The sequence below is a fragment of the Arthrobacter sp. zg-Y844 genome, from assembly GCF_024385465.1.
Classification (GTDB): domain Bacteria; phylum Actinomycetota; class Actinomycetes; order Actinomycetales; family Micrococcaceae; genus Arthrobacter_B.
This window is the reverse complement of the sequence record NZ_JANFLS010000001.1, coordinates 895,606-911,003: the sequence shown is the minus strand read 5'-3', so window position 1 is coordinate 911,003 and position 15,398 is coordinate 895,606. Positions and strand designations below refer to the sequence as shown.

At 66.8% G+C, this 15,398-nt stretch carries 16 protein-coding genes; 13 read left to right on the top strand and 3 right to left on the bottom strand.

Annotation, left to right across the window (positions count from 1 at the left end):
- The first annotated feature begins 92 nt into the window (after window positions 1-92).
- The 6 genes from NNX35_RS04300 (at window position 93) to NNX35_RS04275 (ending at window position 6,604) form a co-directional block, all read left to right on the top strand.
- On the top strand, window positions 93-1,565 hold the full coding sequence (locus NNX35_RS04300; protein WP_255867071.1) for a fumarylacetoacetate hydrolase family protein: 1,473 nt from the start codon (window positions 93-95) through the stop codon (window positions 1,563-1,565).
- Window positions 1,562-2,278: a GntR family transcriptional regulator gene (locus NNX35_RS04295; protein ID WP_255867070.1), complete on the top strand. Its 717-nt coding sequence runs from the start codon at window positions 1,562-1,564 to the stop codon at window positions 2,276-2,278. The genes NNX35_RS04300 and NNX35_RS04295 overlap by 4 nt, the downstream gene beginning before the upstream one ends.
- Window positions 2,279-2,299: 21 nt before the next feature.
- On the top strand, window positions 2,300-3,817 hold the full coding sequence (gene hpaE / locus NNX35_RS04290; protein WP_255867069.1) for a 5-carboxymethyl-2-hydroxymuconate semialdehyde dehydrogenase: 1,518 nt from the start codon (window positions 2,300-2,302) through the stop codon (window positions 3,815-3,817).
- Between the two features lie 49 nt (window positions 3,818-3,866).
- Window positions 3,867-4,964, top strand: a complete 1,098-nt coding sequence (gene hpaD, locus NNX35_RS04285; protein ID WP_255867312.1) for a 3,4-dihydroxyphenylacetate 2,3-dioxygenase — start codon at window positions 3,867-3,869, stop codon at window positions 4,962-4,964.
- 69 nt (window positions 4,965-5,033) lie between these two features.
- Window positions 5,034-5,819: a 2-oxo-hept-4-ene-1,7-dioate hydratase gene (gene hpaH, locus NNX35_RS04280; RefSeq protein ID WP_255867068.1), complete on the top strand. Its 786-nt coding sequence runs from the start codon at window positions 5,034-5,036 to the stop codon at window positions 5,817-5,819.
- The gene (locus tag NNX35_RS04275; RefSeq protein ID WP_255867066.1) at window positions 5,804-6,604 is read left to right on the top strand and encodes an HpcH/HpaI aldolase/citrate lyase family protein; all 801 of its coding nucleotides are present in this window, start codon (window positions 5,804-5,806) and stop codon (window positions 6,602-6,604) included. The genes hpaH and NNX35_RS04275 overlap by 16 nt, the downstream gene beginning before the upstream one ends.
- A gap of 66 nt (window positions 6,605-6,670) precedes the next feature.
- Here NNX35_RS04275 and NNX35_RS04270 read toward each other — a convergent pair whose 3' ends face one another.
- Window positions 6,671-7,357 (bottom strand): M23 family metallopeptidase, encoded by a 687-nt coding sequence (locus NNX35_RS04270; RefSeq protein ID WP_255867065.1) that lies wholly within the window; start codon window positions 7,355-7,357, stop codon window positions 6,671-6,673.
- A 223-nt stretch (window positions 7,358-7,580) separates the two neighbouring features.
- Between NNX35_RS04270 and bsh the strand changes: the two genes are divergently transcribed.
- The 3 genes from bsh to NNX35_RS04255 are packed head-to-tail and all read left to right on the top strand — an operon-like array spanning window position 7,581 to window position 9,925.
- Entirely contained in the window at window positions 7,581-8,528 is a 948-nt protein-coding gene (bsh, locus tag NNX35_RS04265) for a choloylglycine hydrolase (RefSeq protein WP_255765274.1), read from the top strand.
- A 48-nt stretch (window positions 8,529-8,576) separates the two neighbouring features.
- Window positions 8,577-9,473, top strand: coding sequence for an alpha/beta fold hydrolase (locus NNX35_RS04260; protein ID WP_255867064.1), 897 nt, complete (start codon window positions 8,577-8,579; stop codon window positions 9,471-9,473).
- Window positions 9,422-9,925, top strand: coding sequence for a MarR family transcriptional regulator (locus tag NNX35_RS04255; protein ID WP_255867063.1), 504 nt, complete (start codon window positions 9,422-9,424; stop codon window positions 9,923-9,925). The genes NNX35_RS04260 and NNX35_RS04255 overlap by 52 nt, the downstream gene beginning before the upstream one ends.
- Here NNX35_RS04255 and NNX35_RS04250 read toward each other — a convergent pair.
- Together NNX35_RS04250 and NNX35_RS04245 are read right to left on the bottom strand one after the other, a co-directional pair.
- Window positions 9,922-10,347 (bottom strand): hypothetical protein, encoded by a 426-nt coding sequence (locus tag NNX35_RS04250; protein WP_255867062.1) that lies wholly within the window; start codon window positions 10,345-10,347, stop codon window positions 9,922-9,924. The genes NNX35_RS04255 and NNX35_RS04250 overlap by 4 nt on opposite strands.
- A gap of 22 nt (window positions 10,348-10,369) precedes the next feature.
- Window positions 10,370-10,570, bottom strand: a complete 201-nt coding sequence (locus NNX35_RS04245) for a hypothetical protein (protein ID WP_255765270.1) — start codon at window positions 10,568-10,570, stop codon at window positions 10,370-10,372.
- 105 nt (window positions 10,571-10,675) lie between these two features.
- On the opposite strand from NNX35_RS04245, the gene NNX35_RS04240 reads away from it, so the two are divergent.
- The 4 genes from NNX35_RS04240 to NNX35_RS04225 all read left to right on the top strand — a co-directional run bounded on the left by NNX35_RS04240 (window position 10,676) and on the right by NNX35_RS04225 (window position 15,397).
- Window positions 10,676-11,233 carry a GNAT family N-acetyltransferase gene (locus NNX35_RS04240; protein WP_255867061.1) on the top strand — a complete coding sequence of 186 codons (558 nt, stop codon included), beginning with the start codon at window positions 10,676-10,678 and terminating at the stop codon, window positions 11,231-11,233.
- A 248-nt stretch (window positions 11,234-11,481) separates the two neighbouring features.
- Complete coding sequence (locus NNX35_RS04235; protein ID WP_255867060.1) at window positions 11,482-12,654, top strand: substrate-binding domain-containing protein; 1,173 nt, start codon at window positions 11,482-11,484, stop codon at window positions 12,652-12,654.
- Window positions 12,654-14,327: a sugar ABC transporter ATP-binding protein gene (locus NNX35_RS04230; protein ID WP_255867059.1), complete on the top strand. Its 1,674-nt coding sequence runs from the start codon at window positions 12,654-12,656 to the stop codon at window positions 14,325-14,327. Before NNX35_RS04235 ends, NNX35_RS04230 begins: the two co-directional genes overlap by 1 nt.
- Window positions 14,327-15,397, top strand: a complete 1,071-nt coding sequence (locus tag NNX35_RS04225) for an ABC transporter permease (protein WP_255765266.1) — start codon at window positions 14,327-14,329, stop codon at window positions 15,395-15,397. The genes NNX35_RS04230 and NNX35_RS04225 overlap by 1 nt, the downstream gene beginning before the upstream one ends.
- Window position 15,398: the final 1 nt, after the last annotated feature.

The following is a 15,398-nucleotide window of genomic DNA, read 5'->3' as shown; positions in this document are numbered from 1 at the left end:
CAGTTGGCCGAGCAGTAAATTCGCCCCTTGACGTGACCCCCACCACATGTAACTCTGATCATATACGATTTCGTACTTGATCCAGGAGAGACATGGGCAACGGCGCCACCACGGACACGCTCAAGCAGGCCGGCAAGGTCATCGCCGTCCACATCAACTACCCCTCGCGGGCAGCGGAACGCGGACGCACCCCGGAACAGCCCTCCTACTTCCTCAAGCCCAGCTCCTCCCTGGCCCTGACCGGCGGCAGCGTGGAACGCCCGGCCGGCTGCGAGCTGCTCGGCTTCGAAGGCGAAATCGCCCTCATCATCGGTAAAACCGCCCGCCGCGTGAGCATCGAGGACGCCTGGAGCTACGTCGGGGGAGTGACCGCCAGCAATGACCTGGGCGTGTACGACCTGCGCTGGGCAGACAAAGGTTCCAACCTCCGCTCCAAGGGCGGCGACGGCTTCACCCCCGTCGGCCCCGCCATTCTTAACGCGGCCGACGTCGACCCCGCAGCCCTGCGCGTCCGCACCTGGGTCAACGGCGAACTCGCACAGGATGACACCACCGCAGACCTGCTCTTCCCCTTCGGCCAGCTGGTCGCCGACCTTTCCCAGCTGCTCACCCTGGAACCGGGCGATCTGATCCTCACCGGCACCCCCGCCGGCGCCTCCGTGGCCGTCCCCGGAGACCGCCTGGAAGTCGAAGTGGACGTCCCCGGCACCGATCAGACCACCGGCCGGCTGGCCACCACCGTCACCGACGGCATCACGCCGCTGGCAGCCTTCGGCGCGCAGCCCAAGATCGACGACAAGCAGCGCGAAGAAGCCTGGGGTTCCGCCGAAAAGGCCGGCCTCGCCCCGCAGCCGGAAAAGGCTAAAACCCTTCCCCCGGAACTCAAGGCCAAGCTCGAATCCGTCGCCACCGCCACCCTGTCCTCCCAGATGCGCGCCCGCGGCCTGAACAATGTCTCCATCGACGGCCTCACCGGCACCAAAACCGGCCGCAAGGTGGTCGGCACCGCCCGCACCCTGCGCTTTGTCCCCAACCGTGAGGACCTCTTCAAGTCCCACGGCGGCGGCTACAACGCGCAGAAACGCGCCATCGACTCCGTGGGCGAGGGCGAAATCCTCGTGATGGAAGCCCGCGGCGAAAAGAGCACCGGCACCCTGGGCGACATCCTCGCCCTGCGCGCCAAGCACAACGGCGCCGCCGCCATCATCACCGACGGCGGCGTCCGCGACTACTCCACCGTCGCCGGCATCGACCTGCCCGTCTACTGCGCCAACCCGCACCCCGCCGTCCTCGGCCGCAAGCACGTCCCCTGGGACACCGACATCACCATCGCCTGCGGCGGTGCCACCGTGCAGCCCGGCGACATCATTGTGGCCGACGACGACGGCATCCTGGTCATCCCGCCGGCCCTCGCCGAGGAGCTGGTGGAGGCGTGCATTCGGCAGGAACACCAGGAAGAGTTCATCGCCGAAATGGTGAAGGCCGGCCACGGTGTGGACGGGCTGTACCCGATGAACGCCGCCTGGAAGGAAAAGTACGAGGCCTGGGCAGCGGAACAGGCATGAGCAGCGTGAGCGGGACCGCCAGCAGCACCGGGCAAGCCTCCAGCACCGCTCCGGGCACCGGTTCCAAATCGGAGCAGGCCTACACCCAGCTCAAGGAGCGCATCCTCGGCGGCGAAATGAGCCCGGGCTACCGCCTGGTGCTCAGCAGCATCGCCACGGAGATGGGCTGCAGCGTGGTCCCCGTCCGGGAGGCCATCCGGCGGCTCGAAGCCGAAGGGCTGGTGCACTTTGTCCGCAACGTCGGCGCCACGGTGGCCGGCATTGACCCGGATCTGTACCTGCACACCATGCAGACCCTCAGCATCATCGAAGGCGCCGCCACCGCCCTGGCGGCCCCGGACATCAGCGCCGAAGAACTGGCGAAAGCCCGGGAACTCAACAACCAAATGCGCGAGGTCCTGGCCAACTTCGACCCGGTCCGCTTCACGCAGCTGAACACCGAGTTCCACGCCCTGCTCTACGCCCGCTGCCCCAATCCGCACATCCTGGAGTTGGTCCACCGCGGCTGGAACCGGCTGGGCCGCATGCGCTCCTCCGTCTTCCGGTACGTCCCGGACCGGGCGCACGCCTCTGTGCAGGAACACGACGCGCTGCTGGACCTGATCGAGACACAAGCAGCACCGGCCGACGTCGAGCACGCCGCCCGCGCGCACCGGACCAACACGCTCAACGCCTTCCTGGGCCAGAGCCACCAGCCGCCCTCCCCGATCTAAAACGCAGAAAGAGGAACACCCATGACGACGCACTTCGTCCCCGAGAACCTCCCCACCCACATCCAGCACTTCATCAACGGCAAGTTCGTGGACTCCGCCAACGGCGCCACCTTCGATGTCCTGGACCCGGTCACCAACAAGACCTACGCCACCGCCGCCGCCGGGCAGAAGGAAGACATCGATGCCGCCGTCGCCGCCGCCCGGGAAGCCTTCGTCAACGGCCCGTGGCCCAAGATGAAGCCGCGCGAACGTGCCCGCATCCTCAATCGGATCGCCGACGCGGTCGAGGCTCAGGAAGACCGCCTGGCCGAAATGGAAACCTTCGACACCGGCCTGCCCATCACCCAGGCCAAGGGCCAGGCCCTGCGCGCCGCGGAGAACTTCCGCTTCTTCGCGGACCTGATCGTCGCCCAGTTCGACGACGCCATGAAGGTCCCCGGCGCCCAGATCAACTACGTGAACCGCAAACCCATCGGCGTCGCCGGGCTCATCACCCCGTGGAACACCCCGTTTATGCTCGAATCCTGGAAGCTCGCCCCGGCCCTGGCCACCGGCAACACCGTGGTGCTCAAGCCGGCCGAATTCACCCCGCTCTCCGCCTCGCTCTGGGCGGACATCTTCACCGACGCCGGCGTTCCGGCCGGTGTGTTCAACCTGGTCAACGGCCTGGGCGAGGAAGCCGGCGACGCGCTGGTGAAGCACCCGCAGGTCCCGCTGATCTCCTTCACCGGCGAAACCACCACCGGGCAGACCATCTTCCGCAACGCCGCGGAAAACCTGAAGGGCCTGTCCATGGAGCTCGGCGGCAAGAGCCCCTGCGTCATCTTCGCCGACGCGGACCTGGACGCCGCCATCGACTCCGCCCTGTTCGGCGTCTTCTCCCTCAACGGTGAACGCTGCACCGCCGGCTCCCGCATCCTGGTCGAACGCCCGGTCTACGACGAGTTCTGCGAACGCTTCGCCGCGCGCGCCAAGACCATCGTCGTCGGCGACCCGCACGATCCGAAGACCCAGGTGGGCGCCCTGGTTCACCCCGAACACTTCGAAAAGGTCGCTTCCTACGTGGAAATCGGCAAGACCGAAGGCCGCCTGCTGGCCGGCGGCGGACGCCCCGAAGGCCTCGAAGAAGGCAACTACATCGCTCCCACCGTCTTTGCCGACGTCGCCCCCGACGCGCGGATCTTCCAGGAGGAAATCTTCGGCCCCGTCGTCGCCATCACCCCCTTCGACACCGAAGCCGAAGCCCTGGACCTGGCCAACAACACCAAATACGGCCTCGCCGCCTACATCTGGACGCAGGACCTCACCCGCGCGCACAACTTCGCGCAGAACACCGAGGCCGGCATGGTCTGGCTCAACAGCCACAACGTCCGCGACCTGCGCACCCCGTTCGGCGGTGTGAAGGCCTCCGGCCTGGGCCACGAGGGCGGCTACCGCTCCATCGACTTCTACACCGACCAGCAGGCTGTGCACATCACCCTGGGCAAGGTCCACACCCCCAAGTTCGGGACCGACGACGCCGCCAAGGTCGACGGCTAACCCTTCCCCGACACTTCCCCGCCTTTTGCAAAGGAGCAAAACCATGGAGATCCAAAACCGCATTCCCACCCCCAGCATCGCCCCGCCGGACATCGTCCGCTGCGCCTACACGGACCTGGTGGTCACCGACCTGGAACGGTCCCGGAAGTTCTACGTGGATGTCCTGGGCCTGCACGTCACCGAAGAAGACGGGGACGCCATTTACCTGCGCTCCCTGGAGGAGTTCATCCACCACAACCTGGTGCTGCGCAAGGGCCCGGTGGCCGCCGTCGCCGCCCTGGCCTACCGCGTCCGCACCCCCGAAGACGTGGACGTGGCCGAGGCGTATTACAAGGAACTGGGCTGCCGCACCGAGCGCCGCAAGGACGGCTTCGTGAAGGGCATCGGCGACTCCGTACGCGTGGAGGACCCGTTGGGCTTCCCCTACGAGTTCTTCTACGAAGTGGACCACGTGGAGCGTCTCACCCAGCGCTACGACCTCTACTCCGCCGGCGAGCTGGTCCGCCTGGACCACTTCAACCAGGTCACCCCGGACGTGCCCCGCGGCCGCGCCTACCTGGAGGACCTGGGCTTCCGCGTCTCCGAGGACATCAAGGATTCCGACGGCGTCACCTACGCCGCCTGGATGCACCGCAAGCACACCGTGCACGACACCGCCCTGACCGGCGGCGACGGCCCGCGCATGCACCACATGGCCTTCGCCACGCACGAAAAGCACAACATCATCCAGATCTGCGACAAGATGGGCGCCCTGCGCATCTCCGACCGGATTGAACGCGGCCCCGGCCGGCACGGCGTCTCCAACGCCTTCTACCTCTACATCCTGGATCCGGACGACCACCGCATCGAGATCTACACGCAGGACTACTACACCGGCGACCCGGACAACCCCACCATCACCTGGGACGTCCACGACAACCAGCGCCGCGACTGGTGGGGCAACCCCGTGGTCCCGTCCTGGTACACCGAGGCCTCCCTGGTCCTGGACCTGGACGGCAACCCGCAGCCGCTCACCGCCCGCACCGAAACCTCCGAAATGGCGGTCACCATCGGCGCCGATGGGTTCTCCTACACCCGCCCCGACGACGACGCCGGCAACTCCTCCGGCGAGCCCGCGAAGGGCTTCAAGATCGGCACCCAGCTCTAGACCGCGCCCGACGACGGCGCTGAAGCCGGCGCCGTCGTCGTCCCACCCTCCGAACCCAAAGGAATCGCCGTGCTAGATAACCAGACTCTCCGGGCGGTGGCCGATGAGCTGCTTGAAGCCCAACGCACCCGCACCCCGGTGCCGCGCCTGACCACGCGCTACCCGGACATGACCATCGATGACTCCTATGCCGTGCAGAACCTGTGGCGGGAACGGATGATCGCCTCCGGGCGGTCCCTGGCCGGCCACAAGATCGGCCTCACCTCCAAGGCCATGCAGGCCGCCACCGGCATCACCGAACCGGACTACGGCGTCATCCTCGACGACATGGTGCTGGAGAACGGCTGCACCCTGGAGTGGGACCGGTACACGCACCCGCGGATCGAGGTGGAGCTGGCGTTCGTGCTGGGCAAGCCGCTCTCCGGGCCGAACTGCACCCTGTTCGACGTCCTGGACGCCACGGACTACGTGGTGCCCGCACTGGAAATCCTGGACTCCCGGATCGAGATGGAGGGCCGCACCATCGTGGATACCATCGCGGACAACGCGGCGATGGGCGCCATGGTGGTCGGCGGGAACCCGGTCCGACCGGCCGACGTCGACCTCCGCTGGGTGTCGGCGCTGCTCTACCGGAACCAGGGCATCGAGGAAACCGGCGTCGCCGCCGGGGTGCTCAACCACCCCGCCGCCGGCGTGTACTGGCTGGCGAACAAGCTCGCCGTGCACGGCACCTCGCTGGAGGCCGGGGAAATCATCCTCGCCGGCTCCTTCACCCGCCCGATGTGGGTATACAAGGGCGATACCGTCTTTGCCGACTACGGACCGTTGGGAACCATCACATGCCGCTTCGAGTAGAAGAAACCTTCGCCGCCCGGCTGGCCGCTGGGGGCCGGCAGACCGGCATGTGGGTCTGCTCCGGCAGCCCGCTGGTCGCCGAAATCTGCGCCGGCTCCGGGCTGGACTGGCTGCTGATCGACGCCGAGCACAGCCCCAACGGGATCGAGTCCCTGTTGGCCCAGCTGCAGGCCGTGCATGGCTATCCGGTCACCGCGGTGGTCCGCCCGCCGATTGGGGACGCGGTGCTGCTCAAGCAGTACCTGGACCTGGGCGCGCAGAACCTGCTGATTCCCATGGTGGACACCCCGGAACAGGCCTCCGAGCTGGTCCGTGCCGTCCGGTATCCGCCGCTGGGTATCCGCGGGGTGGGCAGCGCCCTGGCCCGGGCCTCGCGCTGGAACCGGATCGAGGGGTACCTGGAGAACGCCGCCGAGTCCGTGACGCTGCTGGTGCAGATCGAGACCGCCACCGCTGTCGAAAACGTGGAGGCGATTGCCGCCGTCGACGGGGTGGACGGGCTGTTCATCGGGCCGGCGGACCTCGCTGCGTCCATGGGCCACCTCGGCCAGCAGGAGCATCCCGACGTTATTGCCGCCGTCGAGCACTGCATCCGGATGGTGAAGGCTGCCGGGAAACCGGTGGGCGTGAATGCGTTCGCCGAGGCCACTGCCCGCCGGTATATCGACGCCGGCGTGGATTTCATTCTGGTGGGCGCCGACGTCGCACTTCTGGCCCGCGGCAGCGAGGCCCTGGCCGCGAAGTTCATTTCAGCTGCGGACGACGGCGCCCGGGCGAGTTACTGACAGAAGTCCGGCCCGACAAGTCCGGCGGCGCCGGCCTCGGCGGCTGATCTCGCACGCCCCTGCCCCCTAGGGCGCTTCCACCGTCGAAGCCTCCTGCGGCAGCATGTTCTCGCGGGGGATGAACGTGCGGCCGCGGGCGGGTTTCTCACCGAAGGACCGGAAAACCAGCGGCAGTCCGCGGGCGGTCCACGGATTCGCCCCGTCCATGGCCTGCACATGCACGTGCGGCTGCGTGGAGTTGCCCGAGTTTCCGCAGTCCCCGAGCTGCTGGCCTTCGCGGACCTGCTCACCGGTGCCAACCCGGATCGAGCCGGACCGCAGGTGCATCACCCCGACCACCGGGCCGCCCTCGGACGTCTCGACAAGGACGTAGTTCCCGGCAATCGCCCCGGCGCCCTGTCGCAGCCGGGCCTGCTGGCCGAGCACATACGGGATGAGGGCCAGCTGCGACCGGCGGGCCTCGTGGTCCGCTTCGCCGTCGTGCACGGTAACCACCCGTCCGCTGACCGGAGCCAGGATCGGGCGACCGAAGGCGAAGAACAGCTCCGGAGGCTCGGTGCCGAACGCGGTACGCCAGCTGACCGCGGGAGCCGACCGGCCGGCGTCGTCCACATCCACGAAGTCGATGGCGTAGGTGGTGGCGAGCAGATGCGTGCCGTGGCTGGGCACCCGCCGCAGGGGACTGTTCTGCACCTTCCATTTCCCGGTGAAGGGGAGGGAGACCTCCAGCGGGGCCTCGGGGGTGTTCATCATGGTTCCCTTTATAGGCACGCCGCCCTTCGCGCACGATGACCTGCGCGGTTTCGGGTTCGAGAAGGGCGGGGAGACTGCCGCGGACACGGGGTTCGGACCTAACCTGAAAGCGCACGGAGGGTGCGGGCTGGTTGGCACCGTAACTCCTGGGCAACTTCTCCGGCATAGGTCCACCGAACAGGCGAAGCACCGTCAGGGCTTCGCCGCAACAGGGAGCATCCATATGTGCACAGGAATCAGGTTCTCGGACGGCAGCGGCAACCTCTATTTCGCGCGTAACCTCGACTGGACGTCTGACTTCGGGGAGCGGGTGGTGGTGACGCCCACCGGGTACGCCACGAAGTCGCCCTTCGGGGCGGTGCCGAAGATCCAGCATGCGGTCATCGGCATGGGCATCGTTCAGGAAGACACGCCCCTGTACTTCGACTGCGGCAACGACGCAGGTCTGGCCGTCGGCGGCCTCAACTTTCCGGGGTACGCGGAGTACGCCTCCGAACCGGCCTTCGGCGCGGTGAACGTTGCCGCCTTCGAGTTTCCGCTCTGGGTGGCCTCCCAGTTCTCCACCGTGGACGAGGTCGAGGCCGCACTGGACGACGTCGTGATCGTAGACAAACCGATCAACGAGAAGTACCCGAGCTCGCTGCTGCACTGGCTGATCGGCGACTCGACGCGATCCATCGTGGTGGAGTACACACACGACGGCATGCACGTCTTCCACGACGACGTTGACGTCCTGGCCAACCAGCCCGGCTTCGGCTGGCACCACGAGAACCTGCGCAACTACCTCAATGCCTCGCCCGATTTCCCCGAGGAGGTTGTGCTCAACCAGGCACACTTGGCCCCGTTCGGCTCAGGGTCGCTGATGCGGGGGATCCCCGGCGACTACTACTCGCCGTCGCGGTTTGTGCGCGCGGCCTACGTCCACGCGCACTACCCGCCCAAGACGACCGAAGAGGACAATGTCAGCCGCGCGTTCCACACCCTGCAGGGGGTTGCGATGGTGGACGGCAGTGCGGCCATGGGCTCGGGCGAGTTTGAGAAGACCACCTACACCGGGCTCTTCTCGTCCCGGACAATGACCTACTACTGGAATACCTATGAGGATCCGGCGATCCAGAGCGTCGCGCTGGCCGACCATGCGGCCGACGGAACGGAGCTTGTGGTGGTGTAGGGCTTCGAGGGGTACCCGAAACCCGCTGTCCCGTGTAGATTACTTCGCATGCGAAATAATAGTGTGTCAGCCGTCACGTCCGAACGGATCAGCATCCCCGTCCCTGCGGGCGGCGCGCTCGCCGGCACCCTGCGCCTGCCGGACGACGACGCGCCCCGCGCCGCCGTCGTCATCCACCCCGCCACGGCGGTGGCCGAGCGGCTGTACACCGGCTTCAGCGAGTACCTGGCCGAAAACGGCTACGCCGTCCTGACCTACGACTACCGCGGAACCGGTGCCTCCGGCAGCCCAAAGGCCAACCGGAAGCTGCGGATGCGCGACTGGATGGGCCAGGACGTGCCCGCCGCCGCGGACTGGATGGCCGCGCGGTTCCCGGACCTGCCGCGCCTGGCCGTAGGACACAGCATCGGCGGACATGCGATGGCCCTGAACAACGGCACCGACGGACTGCTGGGGTTCGTGGCCGTGGCTTCGCACGCCGGTGTCACCCGAGCCATCCAGGATCCGAAGGAACGGCTGCGCGTGGGACTGGTCCTCCGGGTCCTCGGTCCGGTCACCGGTCGGCTGCTCGGCGCCGTGCCCGGCCGGAAAATGGGCCTGGGCGAGGACATGCCCGGCGGCGCCATGCTCGAGTGGAGCTCCTGGTCCCGCCGGCCCAACTACTTCTTCGACGATCCCAGCGTGGACGCCGCCGAACGCGCAGCCCGGGTCAAGACCGAGGTGCTGTCCATCGGCTTCACCGACGACCTCTGGGCCACCCCGGGACAGATCAACGCCATCTACAGCCGGCTCACCAACGCCCCGCTGGAGCGGCGTACCTACTCGCCCGACGACGCCGGGGTACCCACCATTGGGCACATGGGCTTCTTCCGACGCGGCGTCAAGGACAAGCTGTGGCCCGAAGTCCTCGCCTGGCTGGACGGGCGGATCGCGAACCGGACATGACCGCGGGCGGCAACGGCGGAACGGGTGGCGCTGGCCGGCGTCCGCCGCGGCTGATCTTCCTGACGCTGACCGCCGAGCGAAGGCTGCGGCGGTGGATCGGACGCCGGGGCGAGGACCGCGGACTGAGCGCACCGGCCGCCGGGGTGCTGCTGTATCTGGCCACCCGTCCCGGCGCGAGCACCGGCGAGGTGGCCGAAGCAGTGGACGCCTCGCCGGCCGGGCTGAGCGGGCTACTGTCCCGGCTGGAAAAGGCCGGACTCATCACCCGTGCACCGGATCCGGCCGACCGCCGGACCATCCGGGTGAACCTGACCGCCGACGGGAAGGCCGCGCTCGGCGTCGTGCAAGCGGCCCTAAGCGAGTTGAACGGGAAGATTACCGACGGGTTCAGCGCCGAGGAGCTGGCCGTCGTCGCGCGCTGGCTGCAGCATGTGGGCCGGGTGCTGGACTAGGCCGGGTCCGCGAGTGACAGCCCGCTGTCTGCAACGTCCTGGGCAAGCCGGATCGTCGCCTTCCACCCCCACACGGAGGTTGTCCTGCCCACATAGAGCGGGCCGTACCACCGCTCCTGCCCTGCATCGTTCGGCTCTGCATTCCCGATCACCTGCAGGTGACCTTCGGTGAAGATCTCGATCCGGGTCAACGCCCGTTCCAGCGGGACGAGTCCCGCCACCTCGGCGGTGCCGGGCGCCGATCCGCCGCGCCAAGGCAGCAGGGCCACGATGAAATTCTTGCGCTTCAGAGGCCGGACTTCCACGACCTGCAGGCACGCCCAATTGCCGGACAGGCCCTGTACGGGGACCAGGTCGCCGACCATGAGCGAGGTGGCGGAATGCGGCGAGAAAGGGAACGTTCTGGGGGTAATTGGGGTCATTGAAGGCTCGGGCCGATCGGGCTCAGACCGCTCCCGGGCGGAAACCCCGGTAGCCAAGTGCCGCGGCGAAACCGAGCCAAATGGCACCGGAAACGTAGTCGAACCATTCGGACGCGTTTCCGAAAGCGAGTATTGAGAACATCAGCATGGCGACCGCACCACAGAAATACGTGACGGCGTCACTTGAGCGGTTGTCGGATTCGGTACCCCCGGGAATTGTCATGCTCGGAAGAATACCTTGCTGCCCATGATCGGGTGACAGGTCAGGGGGTCGATTCCCCTAAGCCTGTTGAACGGAACCGGGGGAGGCCCCGCTTAGGATGGGCGCATGCGCCAAGACCCGAGCGACTGGACTCCCGTGAGCACCGAGCGCCTGCTGCTGCGCAGGCTTGAACGGGCGGACTACGATGCCGCCGTCCGGATCCACACGGACCCCCGGACCAACCGGCACAATCCGCATACCCCCACCGTGGAATCCGTGACAAGGAGCCTGCAGGATTTCCTGGACCACTGGGACCGGGAGGGCTTCGGCTACTGGGCGGTGGCCGAACACGAGGCGCCGGAGACCGTCGTCGGTTTCACCGGACTGCAGCGCGCCGTGGTGGACAGCCGGACCATCCTGAATCTGTACTACCGCTACGACCCGGCGGTCTGGGGCAGGGGCTACGCGAAAGAGGGAGCGGTCGAAGGGGTGCGCCTCGGCCGGAAGCTGATGCCGGAGCTGCCGATCCTGGCCCGCACGACGACGACGAACACCGGCTCCCAGCGAACCGCCCTCGCCGCCGGGCTGGGGCACCTTCCCGGGTTGGACCGGGAGTATGCCGGGGTGCCGGAGATGTACCTGGCCCTGGGCTGGCCTGGGATCTCCGGCGGAGACCCGTCCTAGCGGTTGGGAAGACTGCGGCCGGTCCTGCCTCGGTTCCTGGTTTCCATTCCCGCAGCGTTTCTGGATACCCGCAGAGTTTCTGGTTAACAGCCGGGCCAGGCGTTCCTTTGTTGGGCCCGCACACGTGGTTATCCGTTTCGCAAATACGAGGTATCCCAATTAGTCTCTTCCTCACATAGTCCGGCTCCTTCACAGTGGTTGCAACGTGATGTACGTCACGTTCAACTTTGACTGTCAATGGAGACCCGATGAGAAGCACGAAGCCGAGAACGAAGGTCCCGGGCGCACTCAGCGCCTTGCTGATTGCCAGCCTCGCTCTGGCATCCTGCAGTACGGCAACTGCAGAGAATGAACCCGCTGACACACAATCCGCTTCGGCAGCCACCTCCGGGAACACCGACGCTTTGGCCGCCGCTTATGAAGGTACGGTTGGCACCCCGCCCACCGAATCGGTTCCAGTCCCTGAAGGCCTCACGGCCTGGATTGTCTCCTGCGGGCAGTCACAGGTGACCTGCTCGACACCTGCCCAGGCAGCAGCGGATGCAGCGGAAGCCATCGGCTGGCAAAGCAACATCTGTGACGGCCAACTCAATCCCAACGGCTGGGCCAGCTGCATCCGTCAGGGTGTGGGTGCCAACGCGGACGTCATCCTTGTGATGGGCCAGGACTGCTCCAGTTTCCAGGGACCACTCGAGGAAGCCCGCGCGGCAGGAATCACTACGGTCGGGGTCGGTGCAAACGACTGTGACATCGACGGCGGTGAGCCGCTGTACTCCGGCATAACCCAGAAGCTGGACGGACTGGACAACGAGCAGTGGTGGAACATGGTCGGCCAACTGCAGGCAGACTGGCTGATCGGCCAGACCGACGGCGATCTGAAGCTGCTGGAAGTGACGTTCGCCGACGCCAGGTTCGGGCCCTGGATCAGCGACGGCCTGAACGCCGAACTTGCGGACTGTGACACCTGCGAAGTCGTGGGAACACTGCAGCTGAGCAACCAGGACGCAGCGACCGGCACCATGGCGCAGAAGCTCTCCACCGCCCTGCTCCAGGCGCCGGACGCCAACGCCATCTCCGTTCCGCTGGACGGCTGGTTCCTGGCAGGTCTCTCGCAGGCCATTGTGTCTTCCCAGCGTTCTGACAAGCTGGCCGTCATCGGGACCTTCGGCCAACGCAGCAACCTGGACCTGATTGCGGCAGGCGAAGGCCAGGATGCATCAGTTACCTTCAGTCTGGAGTGGGACGGCTGGTCCGGTGTGGACACCGCTCTGAGACTGCTGGCTGATCAGGAGATTGCCGCCTCCGGCGTCGGGCTCCAGGTGGTGGACGCGGAAACCAATATGCCCGCCGACGGCACCTCCTTCACGTACAACCCGGAAATCGATTTCAAGCAGGCCTATCTGGAGGCTTGGGGCAAGTAGTGGCTGCTCATAACGAAAACCGCCGTTCCGTGCCCGCGGCAGCCGCGGGCACGGAACGTGCGGATGACCAAGCAGGGACCGTTGCCTTGGCCGCACACGGGCTGGTGAAGTCATTCGCCGGCGCCAAAGCGCTCTCGGGTGTGGACCTGACGGTCAACGGCGGAACCATCCATGCGCTGCTCGGGGGCAACGGGTCGGGCAAATCGACACTGATCAAGTGCCTCGCCGGCGTCTACCAGGCCGATGCAGGCACGATCAGCATCCACGGAGAAAACCTTCCGGCCAGGCAGGTGACCCCGCGCCGCGCCCGTGCCGCCGGACTGAGATTTGTTCATCAGGATCTTGGCCTGTTCGACTCCCTGAGCGTGGCGGAGAATTTCGCGCTGGACGCGGGTTTCCCCACCAATCCGCTGCACGGAATCCGTTGGCGCGAATTGCAGAACCGGGTGGACGGGTTGCTGGCGCACTACGCCATAGCGGCCCGGGCAACCGACAGATTGGGTTCGCTGCGGCCCAGCCAAAAAACCATGGTGGCCGTGGCACGAGCCCTCGCCGACCAGCAGGACAGCGAATACACGCTGCTGCTGGACGAGCCGACGGCGTCTCTCGCTGAGGACGAGTCCAGGGAACTGATGGCGGCACTGCGCTCCCGTGCCAACCACGGGCAGACAATCGTGCTGGTGACGCACCGTTTCCGTGAAATCGAGGAAGTTGCAGACCACGTAACAGTGCTCCGCGACGGCATCGTTGCCGGCGGCGGACCCGTGGCCGATACGTCCATCGCTGCCATCGTGGAGATGATGTCGGGCGCCGGACCCGCCGGACCCGCCGGACCCGCCGGACCGGCCAGCGCCGCCAGCGATGAGGCGGTGCTTCGAACTCCCGCGCCGCCGGCCCCGGGTGCCGGCGCGCGGAGCCCCCTCTTCGAAGGCAGGGACCTTTCCCGCTACCCGTTGACAGACGTAAACCTTTCCGTGGCATTCGGTGAAATCGTGGGCCTGGCCGGCCTGGCCGGGTCAGGCCGCTCCACCGTCCTGCGCGCGATTTTCGGAGACACCTCCCTGACCGGAGGAAGCATGAGCCTGGCCGGTGCACCCCATGAACCGTCCTCTCCCGCGGACGCAGTCCGTTCCGGCGTCGTCTTCGTACCGGAAAACCGCCACCGGGACGCAGCCTTCCTGGACCTCGGAGTACGGGAAAATGCCTCCGCCACCGTCATCGGGCGCTACTGGCGCAGGCTCGTGATGAACCTGCGGATGGAACGCGATGAGACCCACCGGCTGCTGGCCGACCATTCGGTTCGCGCTGACGGAATAGAGATCCCGATCAGCAGGCTCTCCGGCGGCAACCAGCAGAAGGTGGTCCTGGCACGCTGGTTGCGGCGAAAACCCCGGCTGCTCCTGCTCGACGAACCAACACAGGGAGTCGATGTGACCTCCCGTCGGGATATCTACCGGTCCCTGCGGGACATCGCGGCACAAGGGTGCGGAGTGCTGGTGGCCTCCAGCGACCTCGACGAACTCGCCGAGCTGTGCGACCGGATCCTGGTCCTGGTGGAAGGCCGTATCGTCGCCGATCTTGACCCCGCGGACACCGGACGCAGCGCGCTTGCCGCTGCCGTGATGGCCGCAAATCACCCCGTCCGTGCCCCTCAAGAAGGATCAGAAGACTAATGGACAGCAGCCACGCACCGGCAGGATCCCTCGAGGCCCGGAAGGCCAAAGTTTCCGGCCAGGCCGGGGCGGAAAGCTCCCGGTCCCGGCCACAACGCAGGGAGGGAAGCCGGCTTCTGGGCGCGCACCTGGAACGTTTCGCCCTGCCGCTGCTGCTGGTCCTGATCATCGCCTTCTTCGGCGTTTTCCCGGCCAGCTCCTCCATCTTTCTCAGCGGAGCCAACGTCTCCGTGGTGCTGGCCAACCAGTCCGTCGTTACCCTCGTCGCCCTCGCCCTGATATTTCCCCTTGTCGCAGGACACTTTGATTTCTCGGTTGGCGGTATCGCGGTCCTGAGCAGCGTAGTTACCGCGGCCTCCATGGCGCATTTTTCGCTGCCGCTGTGGCTGTCCTGCCTGCTCGGAGTGGCAGTCGCTGCGGTGGTGGGAGCGGTAAACGGGCTGCTTGTGGCACGGTTTGGGATGAACGCCTTCGTCTCCACCCTTGGCATGGCCACACTCCTGGGCGGACTCATCCAGTGGTACACCGGCGGGCTGGCCATCATCGGCGTGGATCCGGCGTTCACGACGTTCGGCAGCAGCAGCTGGCTGGGCCTGCCGCGGGTGGTGTTCGTGGTGGCAGTGCTGGCTTTCCTGGCCTGGTATCTCCTGACACATACTCCCTTCGGCCGCGCCCTCTACGCCATTGGGTCCAACAACCGGGCCGCCGTCCTGGTGGGCCTGCCGCTGCGCCGGTACACCCAGACCGCCTTTTGCCTCTCCGGCACTCTGGCCGGGCTGGCAGGAGTCATCCTTGCGGCACGAACGGGCGGGGCCAATGCGGACAATGGAACCTACCTGCTTTTCCCTGCCCTGGCAGCTGTCTTCCTGGGAGCAACCGCCATACTGCCCGGCCGCTTCAACGTGGTTGGAACCGTGTTCGGAGTGCTGTTCGTGGCGGTCAGCGTCAGCGGCCTGACACTGAGCGGCGCTGCCAACTGGGTGGACCAGGTCTTTAACGGCGTGGCGCTTCTTGTCGCCGTCGGGCTGTCCAGTTATCTCGGCCGGCGCCGTTCGGGCCAAGGGACGTAGT

Bases quoted from the DNA above. Each gene is read 5' to 3' on its own strand.
- NNX35_RS04300 (WP_255867071.1), top strand. From the start codon at position 93: ATGGGCAACGGCGCCACCACGGACACGCTCAAGCAGGCCGGCAAGGTC.
- NNX35_RS04295 (WP_255867070.1), top strand. From the start codon at position 1,562: ATGAGCAGCGTGAGCGGGACCGCCAGCAGCACCGGGCAAGCCTCCAGC.
- hpaE (WP_255867069.1), top strand. From the start codon at position 2,300: ATGACGACGCACTTCGTCCCCGAGAACCTCCCCACCCACATCCAGCAC.
- NNX35_RS04275 (WP_255867066.1), top strand. From the start codon at position 5,804: ATGCCGCTTCGAGTAGAAGAAACCTTCGCCGCCCGGCTGGCCGCTGGG.
- NNX35_RS04270 (WP_255867065.1), bottom strand. From the start codon at position 7,357: ATGATGAACACCCCCGAGGCCCCGCTGGAGGTCTCCCTCCCCTTCACC.
- bsh (WP_255765274.1), top strand. From the start codon at position 7,581: ATGTGCACAGGAATCAGGTTCTCGGACGGCAGCGGCAACCTCTATTTC.
- NNX35_RS04260 (WP_255867064.1), top strand. From the start codon at position 8,577: ATGCGAAATAATAGTGTGTCAGCCGTCACGTCCGAACGGATCAGCATC.
- NNX35_RS04250 (WP_255867062.1), bottom strand. From the start codon at position 10,347: ATGACCCCAATTACCCCCAGAACGTTCCCTTTCTCGCCGCATTCCGCC.
- NNX35_RS04245 (WP_255765270.1), bottom strand. From the start codon at position 10,570: ATGACAATTCCCGGGGGTACCGAATCCGACAACCGCTCAAGTGACGCC.
- NNX35_RS04240 (WP_255867061.1), top strand. From the start codon at position 10,676: ATGCGCCAAGACCCGAGCGACTGGACTCCCGTGAGCACCGAGCGCCTG.
- NNX35_RS04235 (WP_255867060.1), top strand. From the start codon at position 11,482: ATGAGAAGCACGAAGCCGAGAACGAAGGTCCCGGGCGCACTCAGCGCC.
- NNX35_RS04225 (WP_255765266.1), top strand. From the start codon at position 14,327: ATGGACAGCAGCCACGCACCGGCAGGATCCCTCGAGGCCCGGAAGGCC.